The sequence below is a fragment of the Janthinobacterium sp. NKUCC08_JDC genome (genome assembly GCF_019345575.1).
Taxonomy (GTDB): Bacteria; Pseudomonadota; Gammaproteobacteria; order Burkholderiales; family Burkholderiaceae_D; genus Janthinobacterium; species Janthinobacterium aestuarii.
This window is the reverse complement of the sequence record NZ_JAHKQW010000002.1, coordinates 685,994-702,900: the sequence shown is the minus strand read 5'-3', so window position 1 is coordinate 702,900 and position 16,907 is coordinate 685,994. Positions and strand designations below refer to the sequence as shown.

Sequence of the window (16,907 nt, the reverse complement as noted above, 5' to 3'; positions counted from 1 at the left end):
ACGTTCGGCCGCTTTCGTTGCCGCTTGCTTAACAAAATACTTGCTTAATAAAAAACCATGCAACTCGATACACGTGCCCAAACACTGCTGAAAGCCCTGGTCGAGCGATATATCGCCGACGGCCTGCCGGTCGGTTCGCGCGCCTTGTCGAAAATTTCCGGCCTCGACCTGTCGCCAGCCACGATCCGCAACATCATGGCCGATCTGGAAGAGCTCGGTTATGTGTCCAGTCCGCATACCTCGGCCGGACGCATCCCCACGCCGCGTGGCTACCGCATCTTTGTCGACACCTTGCTGACTGTCCGGCATCTGGACGAGCATCTGGTGGAGTCGCGCATGCGCCTGCAGACGCCGCAGCCGCAAAAAACCATCGCCAACGCGGCGCAGATGCTGTCGTCGCTGTCGCAGTTTGCCGGCGTCGTGCTCAGCCCGCGCCGCGAATCCGTGTTCCAGCAAATCGAATTCCTGCGCCTGTCCGAAAAACGCATCCTGCTCGTCATCGTCGCGCCCGGCGGCGACGTGCAGAACCGTTTATTGCTGACGGAGGCCGACTATACGCCGGCGCAACTGGTGCAATCGGCCAATTACATCAACCAGAACTATGGCGGCCTGTCATTCGACGCCGTGCGCGTGCGCCTGCAGGGCGAGCTGCGCCAGTTGCGCGACGACATGGGCAGCCTGATGCAGGCGGCCGTGGAGGCTGGCAGCGAGGCGATGGCCGACCATAGCGACGACATGGTGATTTCCGGCGAGCGCAACTTGCTCAGCGTGAGCGATCTGTCATCGAATATGCATTCGCTGCGCCAGATGTTCGATATGTTCGAGCAAAAAACGGGCTTGATGCAGCTGCTCGACGTGTCGAGCAAGGCGACGGGCGTGCAGATTTTCATCGGCGGCGAATCGAACCTGGTGCCGATGGATGAAATGAGCGTGGTGACGGCGCCGTATGAAGTCAACGGCAAGATCGTGGGAACGCTGGGAGTGATCGGACCGACGCGCATGGCTTACGAGCGCGTCATCCCGATTGTCGATATCACGGCCAAGTTGCTGTCAAGCGCGCTCAGCCATCATTGATCGTACTGCCTGATGCGCCAGCCGCTCCATGGGAGCGGCCGGAACGAATCAGGCGGTTTTGTGCGGGCAAGCCGTCTTGGTACAGTTGCCGTAGATGGCCAGCGCGTGTTCGGCGATCTTGAAGCCGCGCTCTTCGGCCACTTTTTGCTGGCGGATTTCGATTTCTTCGTCGAAGAATTCTTCGACCCGGCCACAGTCGAGGCACACCAGGTGGTCGTGGTGGGAGCCTTCGTTGAGTTCGAAAATCGCCTTGCCGGTTTCAAAATGGTTGCGGTTGAGCAAGCCTGCCTGTTCGAATTGGGTCAGGACGCGGTAGACAGTTGCCAGGCCGACATCCATATTATCGGCCAGCAGAATCTTGTAGACGTCTTCCGCCGTCAGGTGGCGTACCGGGCTACTCTGGAAGATATCGAGTATCTTCAGCCGTGGCAGGGTGGCTTTCAGGCCGCTTGCCTTGAGATCACTAGGATTGTTACTCATGTTTGTTGCTCGTATGTGGGTCAGGTGCTTTATCATATAGCGTTTTAGCGGGGAGTGCCAAAATATGCATTTTTTGGCAGGCCGGCCACTCCTGGCGTTTTGTTCATCAAATTGAGGTCATTTATGCGCGTAACACCGGCTGTATTGCCATCTCTCTGGCACCGTATTTCATTCCGAGCACCAGTCGTGGCAGGCATGGTCTGTGTCGCGCTGGCCATGTCCGGCTGCGCCAGCCGTGGCATCCTTGGCGAAAAGCCGGCAGCTGCTCAAAAAGAAGGCAAGGAACTGGTCCCCGAACAGGGCGCACAAACGACCACTATTACGCCGCTGCAAAAATTCATGTGGTTTTTCTCGCCCTATCGTCCTGACATTCAACAAGGCAACTTTGTCTCCGAAGAGATGCTGGCCCAGTTGAAAGTGGGCATGACGCGCGACCAGGTGCGCTTCGTCCTCGGCACCTCGCTGCTGACCGATATCTTCCATGCCGACCGCTGGGATTACCCATTCCGCCTGGCCCGGGGCAGTGGCGAAACCACCAGCAGCCGCGTCGTCGTGTACTTCGGCAAGGATGGTAAAGTGGAACGTTTCGAAGGCGGCAACTTGCCGACGGAGAAAGAATACATCGACCGTATCGCCGGTCCGTCGCCGTTCGCCAAGGTCGCCAAGGCCGACGTGCCTGCCGCCGTCGTGCCATTGCCGGTGGCGCCAAGCGCCGTGCCGGTGCCAGCCGATGCCGCCCCTGCCATTCCTGTGAGTAAGCCTGACGTTGCACCCGCACCCGCAACGGCGCCTGCCGCCGAGCCTGCACCTGCACCTGCACCTGCTGCCGAACCCACCAAATAAGCTGTTGTAAGAGAATAAAATGACTGAACTGAAAATTGCCATCGCTGGCGCCAGCGGCCGCATGGGCCATATCCTGATCGAAGCGGTCAGCAACGCGCCCGACGCCGTGCTCGCTGGCGCGCTCGACCGCGCCGGTTCGCCGTCCGTCGGCCAGGATGCGGCCGCTTTCCTCGGCAAGCCTGCTGGCGTGCTGATCGAGTCCGACCTGGCTACCGGCCTGGCCGGCGCCGATTACCTGATCGACTTCACGCGTCCGGAAGGCACTTTGCAGCACCTGGCGTATTGCGCCGAGCACGGCGTCAAGATGATCATCGGCACCACCGGTTTCGATGACGCGGGCAAGGCCGCTATTGCCGCCGCCGCCGAAAAGACGGCCATCATGTTCGCGCCGAACATGAGCGTGGGCGTGAACGTCACCATGAAGCTGCTGGAACTGGCCGCGAAAAGCCTGTCCGAAGGCTACGATATCGAGATCATCGAAGCGCATCACCGCTTCAAGGTCGATGCGCCGTCGGGCACGGCCCTGCAAATGGGTGAAGTGGTGGCCGGCGCCCTGGGCCGCGACTTGAAGGAATGCGCCGTGTACGGCCGCGAAGGCGTAACGGGCGAACGCGACCCGTCAACCATCGGCTTTGCCACCATCCGCGGCGGCGATATCGTCGGCGACCATACGGTGCTGTTTGCCGGCATCGGTGAGCGCATCGAGATCAGCCACAAGTCGAGCAGCCGCGTCACCTACGCCCACGGCGCACTGCGCGCCGCGCGTTTCCTGGCCGACAAACCGACCGGCCTGTTCGACATGCAGGATGTGCTGTCGCTGAAGAACTGAGGAAGATATGGCCACTGCCATCCTGAATGGAAAAGACATCAGCGACGAAGCGAGTTTTCACGCCCAATGCGTGCAAGCCTTCGGTTTTCCCGAGTTCTACGGCAACAGCATGGATGCCTGGGTCGATTGCCTCAGCTACCTGCGCGACGACGAAAACATGACGCAGTTCCGTTTGAAGCCGAACGAAGTGCTGGAAATCGTTGTGCAGGATGCGGCAAGCATGAAGGCGCAAGTACCTGATTTACTGGAAGAAATCACCTTCTGTATCGCCGGTATCAATGAGCGCTATGACGATTATGGCGAAAAGCCGGCGTTGAAGCTGGTACTCAAGTAAATAGAATCGTAGGTCGGATTAGGCCCTGCGGGCCGTAATCCGACAACATTGTTGGCGCTGGGTGCGGTGTCGGATTACGCGCAAGCGCTAATCCGACCTACGTTCTTCCCATCAATCTTTACACCACCTTGCGCTCACGCAAGCCGTCAATTTCCGCACTGTCCAATCCCAGCCACTGCTGCAGCACTTCCTGCGTATGCTGCCCCAGCAATGGCGGCGGCAAGCGGTATTGCACTGGCGAGGCCGACAGGCGCACGGGATTGCCCACCAGCGCCACCGTGCCCGCCGTCGGGTGCGGCATCTCCACTTTCAAGCCACGCGCCACCACTTGCGGGTCGGCAAACACTTGGTCGATGCGGTTGACGGGACCGCAGGGCACGGCTTGCGCCTCGAACGCGCTGATCCACTCGGCCGTCGTGCGCATGACCGTGGTCTGGCGCATCAAGGGAATCAGGATCGCCCGGTGCGCCACGCGCTGCGGATTGGTGGCGAAGCGTTCATCCTGCGCCCATTCCGGGTGGCCGGCGACGGCGCAAAAGCGCGAAAACTGCCCATCGTTGCCGATCGCCAGAATCATGTCGCCATCGGCCGTGGGAAAGTCCTGGTAAGGCACGATGTTCGGGTGCGCATTGCCCATGCGCTGCGGCACCTTGCCGCCGCACAGGTAATTGGCCGCCTGGTTGCCCAGCGCCGCCACTTGCACGTCGAGCAAGGCCAGGTCGATATGCTGGCCCAGGCCCGAGCGTTCCCGTTCGGCCAGCGCCGCCTGCACGGCGATGGTGGCGTACAGGCCCGTCAGGATGTCCGTCTGCGCCACGCCCACTTTTTGCGGCCCGGCGCCCGGCTGGCCATCGGGCACGCCCGTGATGCTCATCAGCCCACCCATGCCCTGGATCAGGAAGTCATAGCCGGCGCGCGCCGCGTACGGCCCATCCTGGCCGAAGCCCGTGATGGAGCAGTAGACGAGGCGCGGGTTGAACGCCAGCAAGCTGGCCGCATCGAGGCCGTATTGCTTCAAGCCGTCCAGCTTGAAATTTTCCAGCAGCACGTCCGATTCGGCAGCCAGCTTGCGCACCAGCGCTTGCCCTTCGGGGGCGGCCAGGTCGATGCACAAGGAGCGCTTGTTGCGGTTGGCGCACTGGAAATAGGCGGCCTCGGCCGTGTCGCGGCCATCCTCGTCTTTCAGATACGGTGGACCCCACGAGCGCGTGTCGTCGCCGCGGCCCGGCTGTTCAACCTTGACGACGTCGGCGCCCAGGTCGGCCAGCATTTGCCCGGCCCACGGGCCGGCCAGCACGCGCGACAGGTCGAGTACGCGCAAGCCGGTCAGCGGCGCGGGCCGCAAGGTGGAAGCCATGGCGTCCATTAGTTGAACGCGGCGATGCCGGTGATGGCGCGGCCGATGATCAGCGCGTGCACATCGTGCGTGCCTTCATAGGTATTGACCACTTCCAGGTTGACCAGGTGGCGGATGACGCCGAACTCGTCGGAAATGCCGTTGCCACCCATCATGTCACGCGCCACTCTGGCAATATCGAGCGCCTTGCCGCAGCTGTTGCGTTTCATGATAGACGTGATTTCCACGGCCGGCGAGCCTTCATCCTTCATGTGGCCCAGGCGCAAGCAGCCTTGCAAGCCCATGGTGATTTCCGTCAGCATGTCGGCCAGTTTCTTTTGCACCAGCTGGTTCGCGGCCAATGGGCGGCCGAATTGCTGGCGGTCCATTGTGTACTGGCGTGCTTTCAGGTAGCAGTCTTCGGCCGCACCCAGCGCGCCCCAGGCGATGCCGTAGCGGGCGCTGTTCAGGCAAGTGAACGGGCCTTTCAGGCCGCGCACGTCGGGGAAGGCGTTTTCTTCAGGGCAGAACACTTCATCCATGACGATTTCGCCGGTGATGCTGGTGCGCAAGCCGACCTTGCCGTGGATTTCCGGCGCCGACAAGCCTTTCCAGCCTTTTTCCAGCACGAATCCGCGGATCGCGCCTTCATCGTCCTTGGCCCAGACGACGAACACGTCGGCGATCGGGCTATTGGTGATCCACATCTTTGCGCCCGACAGGCTGTAGCCGCCCGGCACTTTACGGGCGCGCGTGACCATGCTGCCAGGGTCGGAGCCGTGGTTCGGTTCCGTCAGGCCGAAGCAGCCGATGTATTCGCCCGTCGCCAGTTTCGGCAGATATTTCTGTTTGGTTTCTTCGTTGCCGAAGGCGTTGATCGGCACCATCACCAAGGACGATTGCACGCTCATCATCGAACGGTAGCCCGAATCGACGCGCTCGACTTCGCGTGCGGCCAGGCCGTAGCAAACATAGTTCAGGCCGGCGCCGCCGTATTCTTCGGGAATGGTGGTGCCCAGCAAGCCCAGCTCGCCCATTTCGCGGAAGATGGCCGCGTCCGTGCGGCCATGGCGGAACGATTCGAGTACGCGTGGCACCAGGCTGCCCTGGCAATAGTCGCGGGCCGCTTCCAGCACGGCGCGTTCATCGCCCGTCAGTTGTTCTTCCAGCAGCAGGGGGGAATTCCAGTCGAATACGGTTTTGCTCATCACAGGCCTCGCAGGTGAGCGCCGGTGATCGGCGCAAGATTGAATATGGCTCATGGTAGGTTTTTGCCTAGCCTTGCGCAAACGATTTTTTCGCACTCAGACATGCGTGTTGCGCATATCTTGCGGCATACTAGGAGCCTTTCACCGGCCGGATACTCCCATGTCACGCAAAATCCCCATGCTGCAAGCGCTGAACTGTTTCGAGGCGGCGGCGCGGCACCAGAGCTACACGCATGCGGCGCGCGAACTGTCGCTGACGCAAAGCGCCGTGTCGCGCCAGATATCCTCCTTGGAAAGCTTTCTTGGCGTGCAACTGTTCCAGCGCACGCGCCACGGTGTGCTGCTGACCAGCGCCGGCGCCGGGTATGCGCGGCAGATCGCGGCGCGTCTCGATGGCCTCGAGCGCGATACGCTCGACACCATGGCGCGCCAGGGTGGTGGCGGCGCCTTGCAGCTGGCCTCGGTCCCCACGTTTGCCACGCGCTGGCTGATGCCGCGGCTGGCTTCACTGGCGGGCTTGCACCCGGACATCGTCGTGCACATCGATGCCTATACGAAACCGTTCATGTTTGCCGATACGGAATACGATGGCGCCCTGTACGCGGGCACGCCCGAGCAGCTGGCGCGCTGGCCCGGCACGCGTGCCACCTTGCTCATGCATGAAGAAATCGTGCCCGTCGCCAGCCCGCGTCTGCTGGCCGCGCGCAGCGCCTGGCAGCCGCAGGATTTATTGGAATTGACCTTGTTGCAGCAAAGTACGCGCCCGGGCGCCTGGCGCCAGTGGTTTGACGCCATGCAGGTCGATGGGGAACTGGCGCGCTACGGCGCCCGCTATGAGCTGTTTTCCATGCTGGCCATGGCGGCCGTGCAGGGGCAGGGCGTGGTCTTGCTGCCACGCATGCTGGTCGAAGCGGAACTGGCGCGCGGCGAGCTGCGCATCGCATGCGAGCGCCCACTGCGCGGCCAGCGCGCGTATTACCTGATCACGCCCGAGGCGGCGCATGAAAAACCGGCCTTGCAGCAGTTCCGGCGATGGTTGCAGGACGAGGCGGCTTAGGCGACCTTGGCGGTATCGAAATGGGGATTGTCGATCAGGCCGATCTGGTTGCCGAACGGGTCGAGCAATTCCACCGTGCGGATGCCGTCGCCCACGTCCGTGAGCGGGTGGTGCAGGCTGCCGCCCAGTGCCACGATGCGCTCGACTTCCTGCTCGATGCCGTCCACGCCCCAGTACGTCACGCTGCCCTGCGTGCCAGGCTGGCCGTCCGGCAGCAAGCCCAGCTCGAAGCCGCCGATATTGAAGCCGACATAGAAGGGCTGGTCGAAATACGGCGCCGTGCCGAATACCTGGCTGTACCAGGCCTTGGCCTTGTCCAGGTCGGGGACGGGATAGGTGACGGTGCGTAAACCTTTGATCATGTTCTGCTCCTGATGAATGAAGAATACGGTCATCATGCCACCGGCGCGCGGCGTGTGATTGTAAAAATGGAAGGTATTCAAGTGCGCCGGCCCGTCAGCCACGCCTCGGGCGAACTGCGGGCGAAATCCTGGAAGTCGTGGATCAGGTGCGACTGGTCGAAATAGCCATATTGCAAGGCCACTTGCGCCCAATCCTGTTGTCCGGCCAGGCTTCGCATGCCAGCGCTGGCCGCGCGAAAGCGGCAGATGCGGGCAAACAGCTTCGGGCTGATACCCACTTGCTGGCGAAATTGCAGCGCCAGGTGCTGGCGCGACACGCCCAGCTGCCGCGCCAGCCCATCCACGCGCACTTGCCCCGATGCCGCCTCGATGGCCGCGATCGCGTGGTCGGCCGCGCCAGCCTGGCGCCGTGGCGGCGCGGTGCGCAAGCGCAGCAGCAGATATTCTTGCAAAATGGAAACTCGTTGCACGTTGCTCAAAGGCTCGCTCCATAGCGCGTCACCGAGGCGCGCCGCCAGCTCGCGGCCCCACAGCTGCTGCAATCCCGTGCGGCCATCGTTGAGTTCACACAAGGGCAGCTGGAAGAAGCGTGCCGCCGCGCCCGGTTTGAAGCGGGCCGCCACCGTCTGCACGAGGCCCTGGCTGACGACGGCAATCGGCGCCGTCATCATGCCGACGGCAAAGCTGGCGTCCTGCTGGTCCTGGCACAGGATGTCGATGCAATTGTCGGGCAAGACCTGGTGCGTGAAGGGCGTGGCGCCCGTCTGCACGCGGCACGTCCAGACGCAGTCCAGCCAGGGCCGCAGGGCGGGGATGGGCGGATATTCCTGGTAGACGATCATGGCCGGCTTTGATGCAAAGAACAAGATTGCGTATATCTTACACAGCATAATTGTGCGCCGGCCAAAATATGCGCGCCCGGGCCGCCAGCGCGCCGCGCTATCGGGCGGCGACAACCAGTATAATGCTCGGTTCATATCCACTATTGGCCGGGCCACGCTGGTCGCACATCCATTATGCAAGACAAATATAGTCCCGCCGACGTCGAACAAGCCGCCCAATCGCACTGGAAGGCGATCGACGCCTATAAAGCCGTCGAACACGACCCGCGTTTCCCAAAAGGCAAGTATTTTGCCTGCTCGATGCTGCCTTACCCTTCGGGCAAGCTGCACATGGGTCACGTGCGCAACTATACGATCAATGACGTGATGTACCGCTACCTGCGCATGAACGGCTACAACGTGCTCATGCCGATGGGCTGGGATGCGTTCGGCATGCCGGCGGAAAACGCGGCCATGGCCAACAACGTACCGCCCGCGCAATGGACGTACTCGAACATTGCCCACATGAAGCAGCAGATGGAATCGATGGGCCTGGCCATCGACTGGTCGCGCGAAATGACCGCCTGCAAGCCTGAATACTACAAATGGAACCAGTGGATGTTCCTCAAGATGCTGGAAAAAGGCATCATCTACAAGAAGACCGGTACCGTGAACTGGGACCCGATCGACCAGACCGTGCTGGCCAACGAACAAGTGGTCGATGGCAAGGGCTGGCGTTCGGGCGCGCTGATCGAAAAGCGCGAAATCCCCATGTACTACGCGCGCATCACCGATTACGCGGAAGAATTGCTGGCCTATGTGGATGACAAGCTGCCGGGCTGGCCCGAGCGCGTGCGCATCATGCAGACCAACTGGATCGGCAAGTCGACGGGCGTGCGCTTCGCCTTCCCGCACACAATCGCGGATGCCGAAGGCGCCCTGATCGGCGACGGCAAGCTGTATGTGTTTACCACGCGTCCTGACACCGTCATGGGCGTGACCTTCTGCGCCGTGGCCGCCGAGCACCCGCTGGCCATCCACGCCGCGCAAAGCAATCCCGCGCTGGCGGCCTTCAACGCCGAATGCAAGCTCGGTTCCGTGATCGAAGCGGACATGGCAACGATGGAGAAGAAGGGCATGCCGACCGGCCTGTTCGTCACCCATCCGTTGACGGGCGCGCAAGTGGAAGTCTGGGTCGGCAACTACGTCCTGATCACCTACGGCGATGGCGCCGTGATGGGCGTGCCGGCGCACGACGAGCGCGATTTCGGCTTTGCCAAGAAATACAATCTGCCAATCAAGCAAGTGATCGAAGTCAAGGGCCAGGAATTTTCGACGGACGCCTGGCAGGAATCGTATGGCAGCAAGGACGGCGTCTGCGTCGCTTCCGGCAAATACGACGGCTTGCATTTCGCTTCCGCCGTCGATGCGGTGGCGGCCGACCTGGCGGAGCTGGGCCTGGGTGAAAAGAAAACCACGTTCCGCCTGCGCGACTGGGGCATTTCGCGCCAGCGCTACTGGGGCACGCCGATCCCGATGATCCATTGCGCCGATTGCGGCGTGGTACCGGTGCCGGAAAAAGATCTGCCGGTGGTGCTGCCGGAAGACTGCGTGCCGGACGGCACGGGCAATCCGCTGAACAAATATGAAGCCTTTTTGCAGTGCGACTGCCCGCAGTGCGGCAAGCCGGCGCGCCGCGAGACGGACACCATGGATACCTTCGTTGATTCGTCGTGGTACTACATGCGCTATACCTCGCCAGGCTCGAACGACGCCATGGTCGACGCGCGCAACGATTACTGGATGCCGATGGACCAGTACATCGGCGGCATCGAACACGCCGTCATGCACTTGCTGTACGCGCGCTTCTGGACCAAGATCATGCGCGACTTCGGCCTGGTCAAGTTCGACGAGCCATTCGTCAACCTGCTGACGCAGGGCATGGTGCTCAACGAAACCTACTTCCGCAAGGACGCGGCGGGCAAGACCACTTGGTTCAACCCGGACGACGTGCGCCTGTCGCTCGATGACAAGGGTCGTCCGCAAAGCGCCGTCCTGGTGGCCGACGGCCAGCCGGTGGAAATCGGCGGCACGGAAAAAATGTCGAAGTCGAAGAACAACGGTATCGACCCGCAAGCGCAGATCGAGCAGTACGGCGCCGACACGGCCCGCCTGTTCACCATGTTCGCCTCGCCGCCGGAACAGACGCTGGAATGGTCGGGCAGCGGCGTCGAAGGCGCGAACCGCTTCCTGCGCCGCGTGTGGAACTTCGGTTACGCGCAGTCGGCAACGATCCAGGCCGCACTGGCTGGCGGTGCCGCACCGGCCACGGGCGACGCGCAGAAAAACCTGCGCCGCGAATTGCACAAGCTGCTGCAGCAAGCCGATTACGACTTGAAGCGCATCCAGTACAACACCGTGGTGTCGGCCTGCATGAAGATGCTCAATACCCTGGAATCGGCCAAGCTCGATGACAGCGCGCAGTCGAAGGCGCTGATCGCCGAAGGCTTCTCCATCTTCCTGCGCCTGCTTAACCCTGTCGCGCCGCACATCACCCATGTGCTGTGGCAGGAATTGGGTTACGCCGGCGTGCACGGCGATCTGTTGAACGTGGCATGGCCGCAGGTCGACCCGGCCGCATTGGAACAGTCCGAGATCGAGATGATGATCCAGGTGAACGGCAAGCTGCGCGGCTCGATCACGGTGGCCAAGGATGCGGACAAGGCCAGCATCGAAGCGGCTGCGCTGGCGTGCGAAAGTGTGCAGAAGTACGTCGAGACCACGCCGAAGAAGATCATCGTCGTGCCAGGCAAGTTAATCAGCATCGTGGTGTAATCATGACGACTTCCTCTCAAGTATCGCTGTTGGGCCGCCGCGCCGTGCTGGCGCTGGGCCTGACTGTCCTGCTGTCGGCCTGCGGCTTTCACTTGCGCGGTTCGAACGGCAGTTTCATGCTGCCGTTCGCGACGATGTACATCGGCTTGCCTGATTCGTCGCCGCTGGCGATCGGCCTGAAGCGCTATATCCGCGCCATTGGCAGCACGGAGGTGGTCAATACCAAGGATGGCGCCGACGCCGTCCTTGAGGTGCTCAGCGATCCGGAGAGGAATCGTACCAAGACCATTCTGTCCCTGAATACGAGCGGTCGCGTGCAAGAGTACCAACTTGGCTATGCGATCAATTTCCGCGTATTGGACAAGGCCGGCAACCAGTTGCTGGCACCGACGACCATCAGCCTGGTGCGTCCTATCACCTTCGACGACAGGCAGGTGCTGGCCAAGGAAACCGAGGAAGCGGCGCTGTACCGCGACATGCGCAACGACCTGGTGCAGCAGATCATGCGCCGCCTGGCCGCCATCAAGCCGGTGCTGCCGGCCATGTCGGTGGCGCCAGTGGCGCCCGTGACGCCGGTCGCGCCGGCAGCCCCGCAGCAGTAACGGGGACGCCATGCAATTGCGGATAGACGCGCTCGATGGGCATGTGGCCAAGCCGCTGGCGCAGCTGTATGTGATCACCAGCGACGAACACCTGCTGGCGCTGGAAGCGGCCGACAAGATCCGCCGCGCGGCGCGCGCGCAAGGGTATTCCGAGCGCGACGTGCTGACGGTGGAGCGCAGCTTCAAGTGGGGCGAACTGCTGGCGGCGAATCAGGAGCTGTCGCTGTTCGGCGATAAAAAACTGATCGAGCTGCGCATCCCCACCGGCAAGCCGGGCAAGGATGGCGGCGCGGCGCTGCAAAGCTACGCCAAAAACCTGAGTCCCGATAATCTCACCCTGATCACCTTGCCCAAGCTGGACTGGGCCACGCAGAAGGCGGCCTGGGTCGCCAGCCTGCAGCAGGCGGCCGTGTATATCGACATTCCGAATGTGGAACGGGCGCAGTTGCCGGCATGGATATCGCAGCGCCTGGCCGCGCAGGGACAAAGCGCCGAACGCGCCAGCATCGACTTCATCGCCGAGCGGGTGGAAGGCAACTTGCTGGCGGCGCACCAGGAAATCCAGAAACTGGGCTTGCTGCATGCCGCTGGCAAGCTGACGTACGAACAAGTGCAGGACGCGGTGCTGAACGTGGCCCGCTACGATGTCTTCAAGCTGTCCGAAGCCATGCTGGCCGGCGACCCGGCGCGCCTGGTGCGCATGCTCGAAGGCTTGAAAGGCGAGGGCGAGGCGCTGCCGCTGGTCTTGTGGGCCGTCTCCGAGGAAATCCGCACGCTGTTAAAATTGAAGGCCGGCATGGCGCAAGGGCGTCCATTGGGCGCGCTGCTGAAGGAATACCGCATCTGGGGTCCGCGCGAGCGGATGATGGAACCGGCCCTGCGGCGCATTTCGCTGCCCGTGCTGGAAGCGGCGCTGCAGCAGGCGGCGCAGGTGGACAAGATGATCAAGGGCTTGCGCGCCAAGGGCTACGCGGGCGATGCCTGGGACGCCATGCTGCAGCTGGGCCTGAAGATCGCCCGAGGTTAACTTTTATGGATACGAGCATGGACATCACAGAATATATGCAGGACGTGGGCACGCGCGCGCGCGCCGCTTCGCGCGCCATGGCGCGTGCCGACAGCGCCACGCGCAACCGCGCCTTGAGCCTGATCGCCGCCGCCATCGTGCGCGATGCCGATCTGCTGCGCGCCGCCAACCAGCGCGACCTCGATGCGGCCGCTGCCGCCGGCCTGGCGCCGGCCATGCTCGACCGCCTGACCCTGTCCGATGCGGCGATTGCCACCATGGTCGAAGGCTTGACGCAGATCGTCTCGCTGGCCGATCCGATCGGTGAAATCTCGAACATGAAATTCCGCCCGACGGGCATCCAGGTGGGCCAGATGCGCGTGCCGCTGGGCGTCATCGGCATCATCTATGAAGCGCGTCCGAACGTGACGGTGGACGCGGCCGGCCTGTGCATCAAGAGCGGCAACGCGACGATCTTGCGCGGCGGCTCGGAAGCGATCCACTGCAACCGCGCGCTGGCCAAGCTGGTGGCCGAAGGCTTGCAGGGAGCAGGCTTGCCGGCCGATGCGGTGCAAGTCATCGACACCACGGACCGCGTCGCCGTCGGCGCCTTGATCACCATGCCGCAGTACGTGGACGTCATCGTGCCGCGCGGCGGCAAGGGCCTGATCGCGCGCCTGATGGAAGAAGCTACGGTACCGATGATCAAGCACCTCGACGGCATCTGCCACGTCTACATCGACGCCAAGGCCGACATCAGGAAGGCGATCGATATTGGCTTCAACGCGAAATGCCACCGCTACGGCACCTGCAACACCATGGAAACCCTGTTGGTGTCGCGCGCCATCGCCGCCACCGTGCTGCCGCAACTGGCCGAACTGTACCTGACCAAGCAGGTGGAACTGCGCGCCGATCCGGAAAGCCATGCGATCCTGGCCGCCGCCGCTTATCCGCACCTGGTACAGGCCACGGAGGAAGACTGGTCCACCGAATACCTGGCGGCCATCCTGTCGGTGAAGGTAGTCGACGGCATCGATGAGGCGATGGACCACATCAACCAGTATTCATCGAAGCACACGGAATCGATCATCACGGAAGACTACAGCGATGCGCTGCGCTTCCTGCGCGAAGTCGATTCCGCCTCGGTGATGGTGAACGCGTCGACGCGTTTCGCCGACGGTTTTGAGTATGGCCTGGGCGCCGAAATCGGCATCTCGAACGACAAGCTGCACGCACGCGGTCCGGTGGGCCTGGAAGGTTTGACCTCGCTCAAGTACGTGGTATTCGGCCACGGCGAAATCCGCAAGTAGTCTCCTCGCGGGCTGCCCACAAGGCGGCCCGTGCTCTGTTTTTCTCCACCTCCGACACTGGGAACCCCATGCTCTTTCTCTGGACCAAAGCCTTCCACATTATCTTCGTCATGTCCTGGTTCGCCGGCCTGTTTTATTTGCCGCGCATCTTCGTGAATCTGGCGATGGAGACGGAAACGGTGGCCACCGAGCGCCTGCTGCTGATGGCGCGCAAGCTGTACCGCTTCATGTCCCTGCTGGCGCTGCCGGCGATGGTGCTGGGGTTGGCCCTGATGTGGATGCTGTACGGCGGGGGCGAAGGCCGCATGAAGATGCCGGGCTGGATGCACGCCAAGCTGACGTTCGTGGTGCTGCTGCTCGGCTATCACCACGCCTGCGGTTCTATCCTGCGCAAGTTTGAAAAAGGTCTCAACAAGCGCAGCCACACCTGGTTCCGCTGGTTTAATGAAGTGCCGGTGGTGATGCTGCTGGCCGTCGTCGTGCTGGTCGTGGTCAAGCCTTTCTAAGGGAGTCGAGATGAGTGCAAGTCAGGACAAAGTCGTGCAGTATTTCTTCGCCCCCCACTCGCCATGGACCTATTTGGGCCACGCGCGCCTGATGGCCATCGCCGCGAAGACGGGCGCACAGATCGACGTGCGTCCCTTCGACCTGGGCAAGGTCTTCAGCGTCTCGGGCGGCCTGCCGCTGGCCAAGCGCGCGCCGCAGCGCCAGGCCTACCGCCTGGCCGAACTGGCGCGCTGGTCGGCCTTTTTGCAAGTGCCATTGACCTTGCAGCCGAAGTTCTTCCCCGTGTCGCCGGAAGCGTCGGCCAAGCTGATCATCGCCACGCGCCTGGCGCACGGCGTGGAGGCATCGCTGAACCTGGCGCACGCCATCATGCGCGGCCTGTGGGCCGAAGAGCGCAACATCGGCGACGAAGAGACGCTGGTGCAGATCGCCGTTGATGCCGGTTTCGATGGCCGCCAGTTGCTGAAAACGTCGGAAACGGCAAGCGTGCAGGCGGAATACGACGCCAATACGGAGGCAGCCACCGCCGCTTCCGTCTTCGGCTCGCCGTGGTACATCGTCGATGGCGAAGGGTACTGGGGCCAGGACCGCCTCGATTTCGTCGAGCGGGCGCTGGACGCAAAATAGATAGGGATGTAGGTCGGATTAGCGCCCCGCGCGTAATCCGACAAGCTCAGTCGGCAGCGCATGTCGGCTTACGCCCTGGCGGGCTAAGCCGACCTACGGGACAGGCGCGGTTTTGCCTCATGGTCTGAGGATGTAGGTCGGATTAGCGGGGCAAGGCCGCGCGTAATCCGACCAGCACAGTCAGCGGCACATGTCGGCTGGCGAGGTAGCAAGTTAAAAGCAGTGTTAACAAAGTGGTTTTTTTAATGCAGTAAAAGTAACGATACCCGCAGGCACCGTCGCGAGCGGATCGCCGCTTGTCCGAGAAGCGCAGCCGTACGAAGGTACGGCGAGCATCGCCGGGCGAGCGCCGTACCGCGCAGCAGGTGCCTGCGGGTGTTCACTACAACGGATAAAAGGTACACCATGGCTTCATATTTTTGCCCATGCCCGCGCGGCATGGAAGCGGCGCTGGCCGAGGAACTGGGCGAGATCGCCCAGGATAGTGCGACCATGAAGGTCCATAACCAGGTACCGGGCGGCGTACACTGCTCGGGCGACCTGCTCGATTCCTACCGCATCAACCTGCATTCGCGCATCGCTTCGCGCGTGCTGATGCGCATGGCCCATTCCGGCTACAAGACGGAAAACGACATCTATGACCTGACCCTGGCGCAATCCTGGGAAGACTGGTTCGGCGTGCACCACACGATCCGCGTCGATGTCACGGCCGTCAAATCGCCGCTGCGCAGCCTGGAATTCACGACATTGAAAATCAAGGATGCGATCTGCGACCGCTTCCGCGACCAGTTCAACGAGCGTCCATCGGTCAACACCAAGACGCCGGACATGCGCATCGTCGGCTTCCTTGACGCGCACACGTTTACCGTCTACCTCGACACCTCGGGCGAAGCCCTGTTCAAGCGCGGCTGGCGCGAAGAGACGGGCGACGCGCCGCTGCGCGAAAACCTGGCCGCCGGCCTGCTGCGCGTGTCGGGCTGGAAGCCTGGCATGGTGCTGTTCGACCCGATGTGCGGTTCCGGCACCATCCTGGCCGAAGCGGCGCAGATGCTGCAGGGGATACCACCGGGCGCGTCGCGCCAGTTCGCGTTTGAAAACTTCCACGACTTCGATCCGGCGCCATGGAATGCCATGAAAAACGCTATCAAGGTCAATCCGTTGCCGGCCGAACCGACGATTTTCGGCAGCGATATCTCGGGCGACATGGTCGCCATGACGCGCCACAACCTGCGTTGCGCCGGCGTGCGCTTCGACGTGCCCTTGAAACAGATTGAGGCGCAGGAAGTCAAGCCGCCAAGCGACGTGCCGGGCATCATGCTGACCAACCCGCCGTACGGCGAGCGTATCGGCGTGCGCGGCGACAGCACCATCCCGGAAGATGAACTGTCGACGTCCTTCTACTCGGCCATGGGCACGACCCTGAAGCAGCGTTTCGCCGGCTGGACCGTGTTCCTGTTCACGGCCGACCTGGGCTTGCCCAAGCTGCTGCGCCTGAAAGAAGCGCGCAAGACGCCATTCTTCAACGGTGCGCTGGAATGCCGTTTGTTCCGCTTTGACATGGTCGCAGGTTACAACCGCCGCGAAGAAGCGAAACCGAAGCCACAGCAGTAAGCATTCATCGCAAGACACCCGCAGTAACCCCGCGCGCGGACCAATGCAGGTCCGCGCGCCACTTT

At 62.4% G+C, this 16,907-nt stretch carries 17 protein-coding genes; 12 read left to right on the top strand and 5 right to left on the bottom strand.

The features are described 5' to 3' along the window. Positions 1-57 precede the first annotated feature (57 nt). On the top strand, positions 58-1,074 hold the full coding sequence (gene hrcA / locus KO538_RS09180) for a heat-inducible transcriptional repressor HrcA (RefSeq protein ID WP_034745713.1): 1,017 nt from the start codon (positions 58-60) through the stop codon (positions 1,072-1,074). A 48-nt stretch (positions 1,075-1,122) separates the two neighbouring features. On the opposite strand, the gene fur is transcribed toward hrcA, so the two are convergent. Beyond that, positions 1,123-1,554 carry a ferric iron uptake transcriptional regulator gene (gene fur, locus KO538_RS09175; protein WP_034745717.1) on the bottom strand — a complete coding sequence of 144 codons (432 nt, stop codon included), beginning with the start codon at positions 1,552-1,554 and terminating at the stop codon, positions 1,123-1,125. A 195-nt stretch (positions 1,555-1,749) separates the two neighbouring features. Between fur and KO538_RS09170 the strand changes: the two genes are divergently transcribed. From KO538_RS09170 to KO538_RS09160, 3 genes are read left to right on the top strand one after another with little or no spacing between them, the layout of a single operon-like run. Then, a complete protein-coding gene (locus KO538_RS09170) occupies positions 1,750-2,397 on the top strand; it encodes an outer membrane protein assembly factor BamE (protein ID WP_257620275.1) in 648 nt (215 codons plus the stop codon). Between the two features lie 19 nt (positions 2,398-2,416). Beyond that, entirely contained in the window at positions 2,417-3,226 is an 810-nt protein-coding gene (dapB, locus tag KO538_RS09165) for a 4-hydroxy-tetrahydrodipicolinate reductase (protein ID WP_034745720.1), read from the top strand. A 7-nt stretch (positions 3,227-3,233) separates the two neighbouring features. Beyond that, the gene (locus KO538_RS09160) at positions 3,234-3,560 is read left to right on the top strand and encodes a barstar family protein (protein WP_219328091.1); all 327 of its coding nucleotides are present in this window, start codon (positions 3,234-3,236) and stop codon (positions 3,558-3,560) included. Positions 3,561-3,678: 118 nt separating this feature from the next. On the opposite strand, the gene KO538_RS09155 is transcribed toward KO538_RS09160, so the two are convergent. Both KO538_RS09155 and KO538_RS09150 read right to left on the bottom strand, forming a co-directional pair. Continuing rightward, positions 3,679-4,926 carry a CaiB/BaiF CoA-transferase family protein gene (locus KO538_RS09155; RefSeq protein WP_219328090.1) on the bottom strand — a complete coding sequence of 416 codons (1,248 nt, stop codon included), beginning with the start codon at positions 4,924-4,926 and terminating at the stop codon, positions 3,679-3,681. After that, positions 4,926-6,104, bottom strand: coding sequence for an acyl-CoA dehydrogenase (locus KO538_RS09150; protein ID WP_219328089.1), 1,179 nt, complete (start codon positions 6,102-6,104; stop codon positions 4,926-4,928). The genes KO538_RS09155 and KO538_RS09150 overlap by 1 nt, the downstream gene beginning before the upstream one ends. A gap of 160 nt (positions 6,105-6,264) precedes the next feature. On the opposite strand from KO538_RS09150, the gene KO538_RS09145 reads away from it, so the two are divergent. After that, positions 6,265-7,161 carry a LysR substrate-binding domain-containing protein gene (locus tag KO538_RS09145; RefSeq protein ID WP_219328088.1) on the top strand — a complete coding sequence of 299 codons (897 nt, stop codon included), beginning with the start codon at positions 6,265-6,267 and terminating at the stop codon, positions 7,159-7,161. Here KO538_RS09145 and KO538_RS09140 read toward each other — a convergent pair. Further along, positions 7,158-7,523 carry a VOC family protein gene (locus KO538_RS09140; protein ID WP_219328087.1) on the bottom strand — a complete coding sequence of 122 codons (366 nt, stop codon included), beginning with the start codon at positions 7,521-7,523 and terminating at the stop codon, positions 7,158-7,160. The two genes, KO538_RS09145 and KO538_RS09140, sit on opposite strands and share 4 nt — an antisense overlap. A gap of 77 nt (positions 7,524-7,600) precedes the next feature. Further along, positions 7,601-8,389 (bottom strand): helix-turn-helix domain-containing protein, encoded by a 789-nt coding sequence (locus tag KO538_RS09135; RefSeq protein ID WP_257620237.1) that lies wholly within the window; start codon positions 8,387-8,389, stop codon positions 7,601-7,603. A gap of 150 nt (positions 8,390-8,539) precedes the next feature. On the opposite strand from KO538_RS09135, the gene leuS reads away from it, so the two are divergent. The 7 genes from leuS (at position 8,540) to KO538_RS09100 (ending at position 16,842) form a co-directional block, all read left to right on the top strand. Further along, complete coding sequence (leuS, locus tag KO538_RS09130) at positions 8,540-11,179, top strand: leucine--tRNA ligase (protein WP_219328086.1); 2,640 nt, start codon at positions 8,540-8,542, stop codon at positions 11,177-11,179. A gap of 2 nt (positions 11,180-11,181) precedes the next feature. Further along, the gene (gene lptE, locus KO538_RS09125) at positions 11,182-11,781 is read left to right on the top strand and encodes an LPS assembly lipoprotein LptE (protein WP_128141709.1); all 600 of its coding nucleotides are present in this window, start codon (positions 11,182-11,184) and stop codon (positions 11,779-11,781) included. 10 nt (positions 11,782-11,791) lie between these two features. Then, positions 11,792-12,808 (top strand): DNA polymerase III subunit delta, encoded by a 1,017-nt coding sequence (gene holA / locus KO538_RS09120; RefSeq protein ID WP_058048018.1) that lies wholly within the window; start codon positions 11,792-11,794, stop codon positions 12,806-12,808. Between the two features lie 17 nt (positions 12,809-12,825). Beyond that, complete coding sequence (locus KO538_RS09115; RefSeq protein ID WP_219328085.1) at positions 12,826-14,097, top strand: glutamate-5-semialdehyde dehydrogenase; 1,272 nt, start codon at positions 12,826-12,828, stop codon at positions 14,095-14,097. Positions 14,098-14,165: 68 nt separating this feature from the next. Next, positions 14,166-14,603 carry a CopD family protein gene (locus tag KO538_RS09110; RefSeq protein WP_034745744.1) on the top strand — a complete coding sequence of 146 codons (438 nt, stop codon included), beginning with the start codon at positions 14,166-14,168 and terminating at the stop codon, positions 14,601-14,603. Positions 14,604-14,613: 10 nt separating this feature from the next. Then, positions 14,614-15,231: a 2-hydroxychromene-2-carboxylate isomerase gene (locus tag KO538_RS09105; protein WP_072457224.1), complete on the top strand. Its 618-nt coding sequence runs from the start codon at positions 14,614-14,616 to the stop codon at positions 15,229-15,231. Between the two features lie 405 nt (positions 15,232-15,636). Next, positions 15,637-16,842, top strand: coding sequence for a class I SAM-dependent RNA methyltransferase (locus tag KO538_RS09100; protein WP_374106838.1), 1,206 nt, complete (start codon positions 15,637-15,639; stop codon positions 16,840-16,842). The last annotated feature ends 65 nt before the right edge of the window (positions 16,843-16,907 follow it).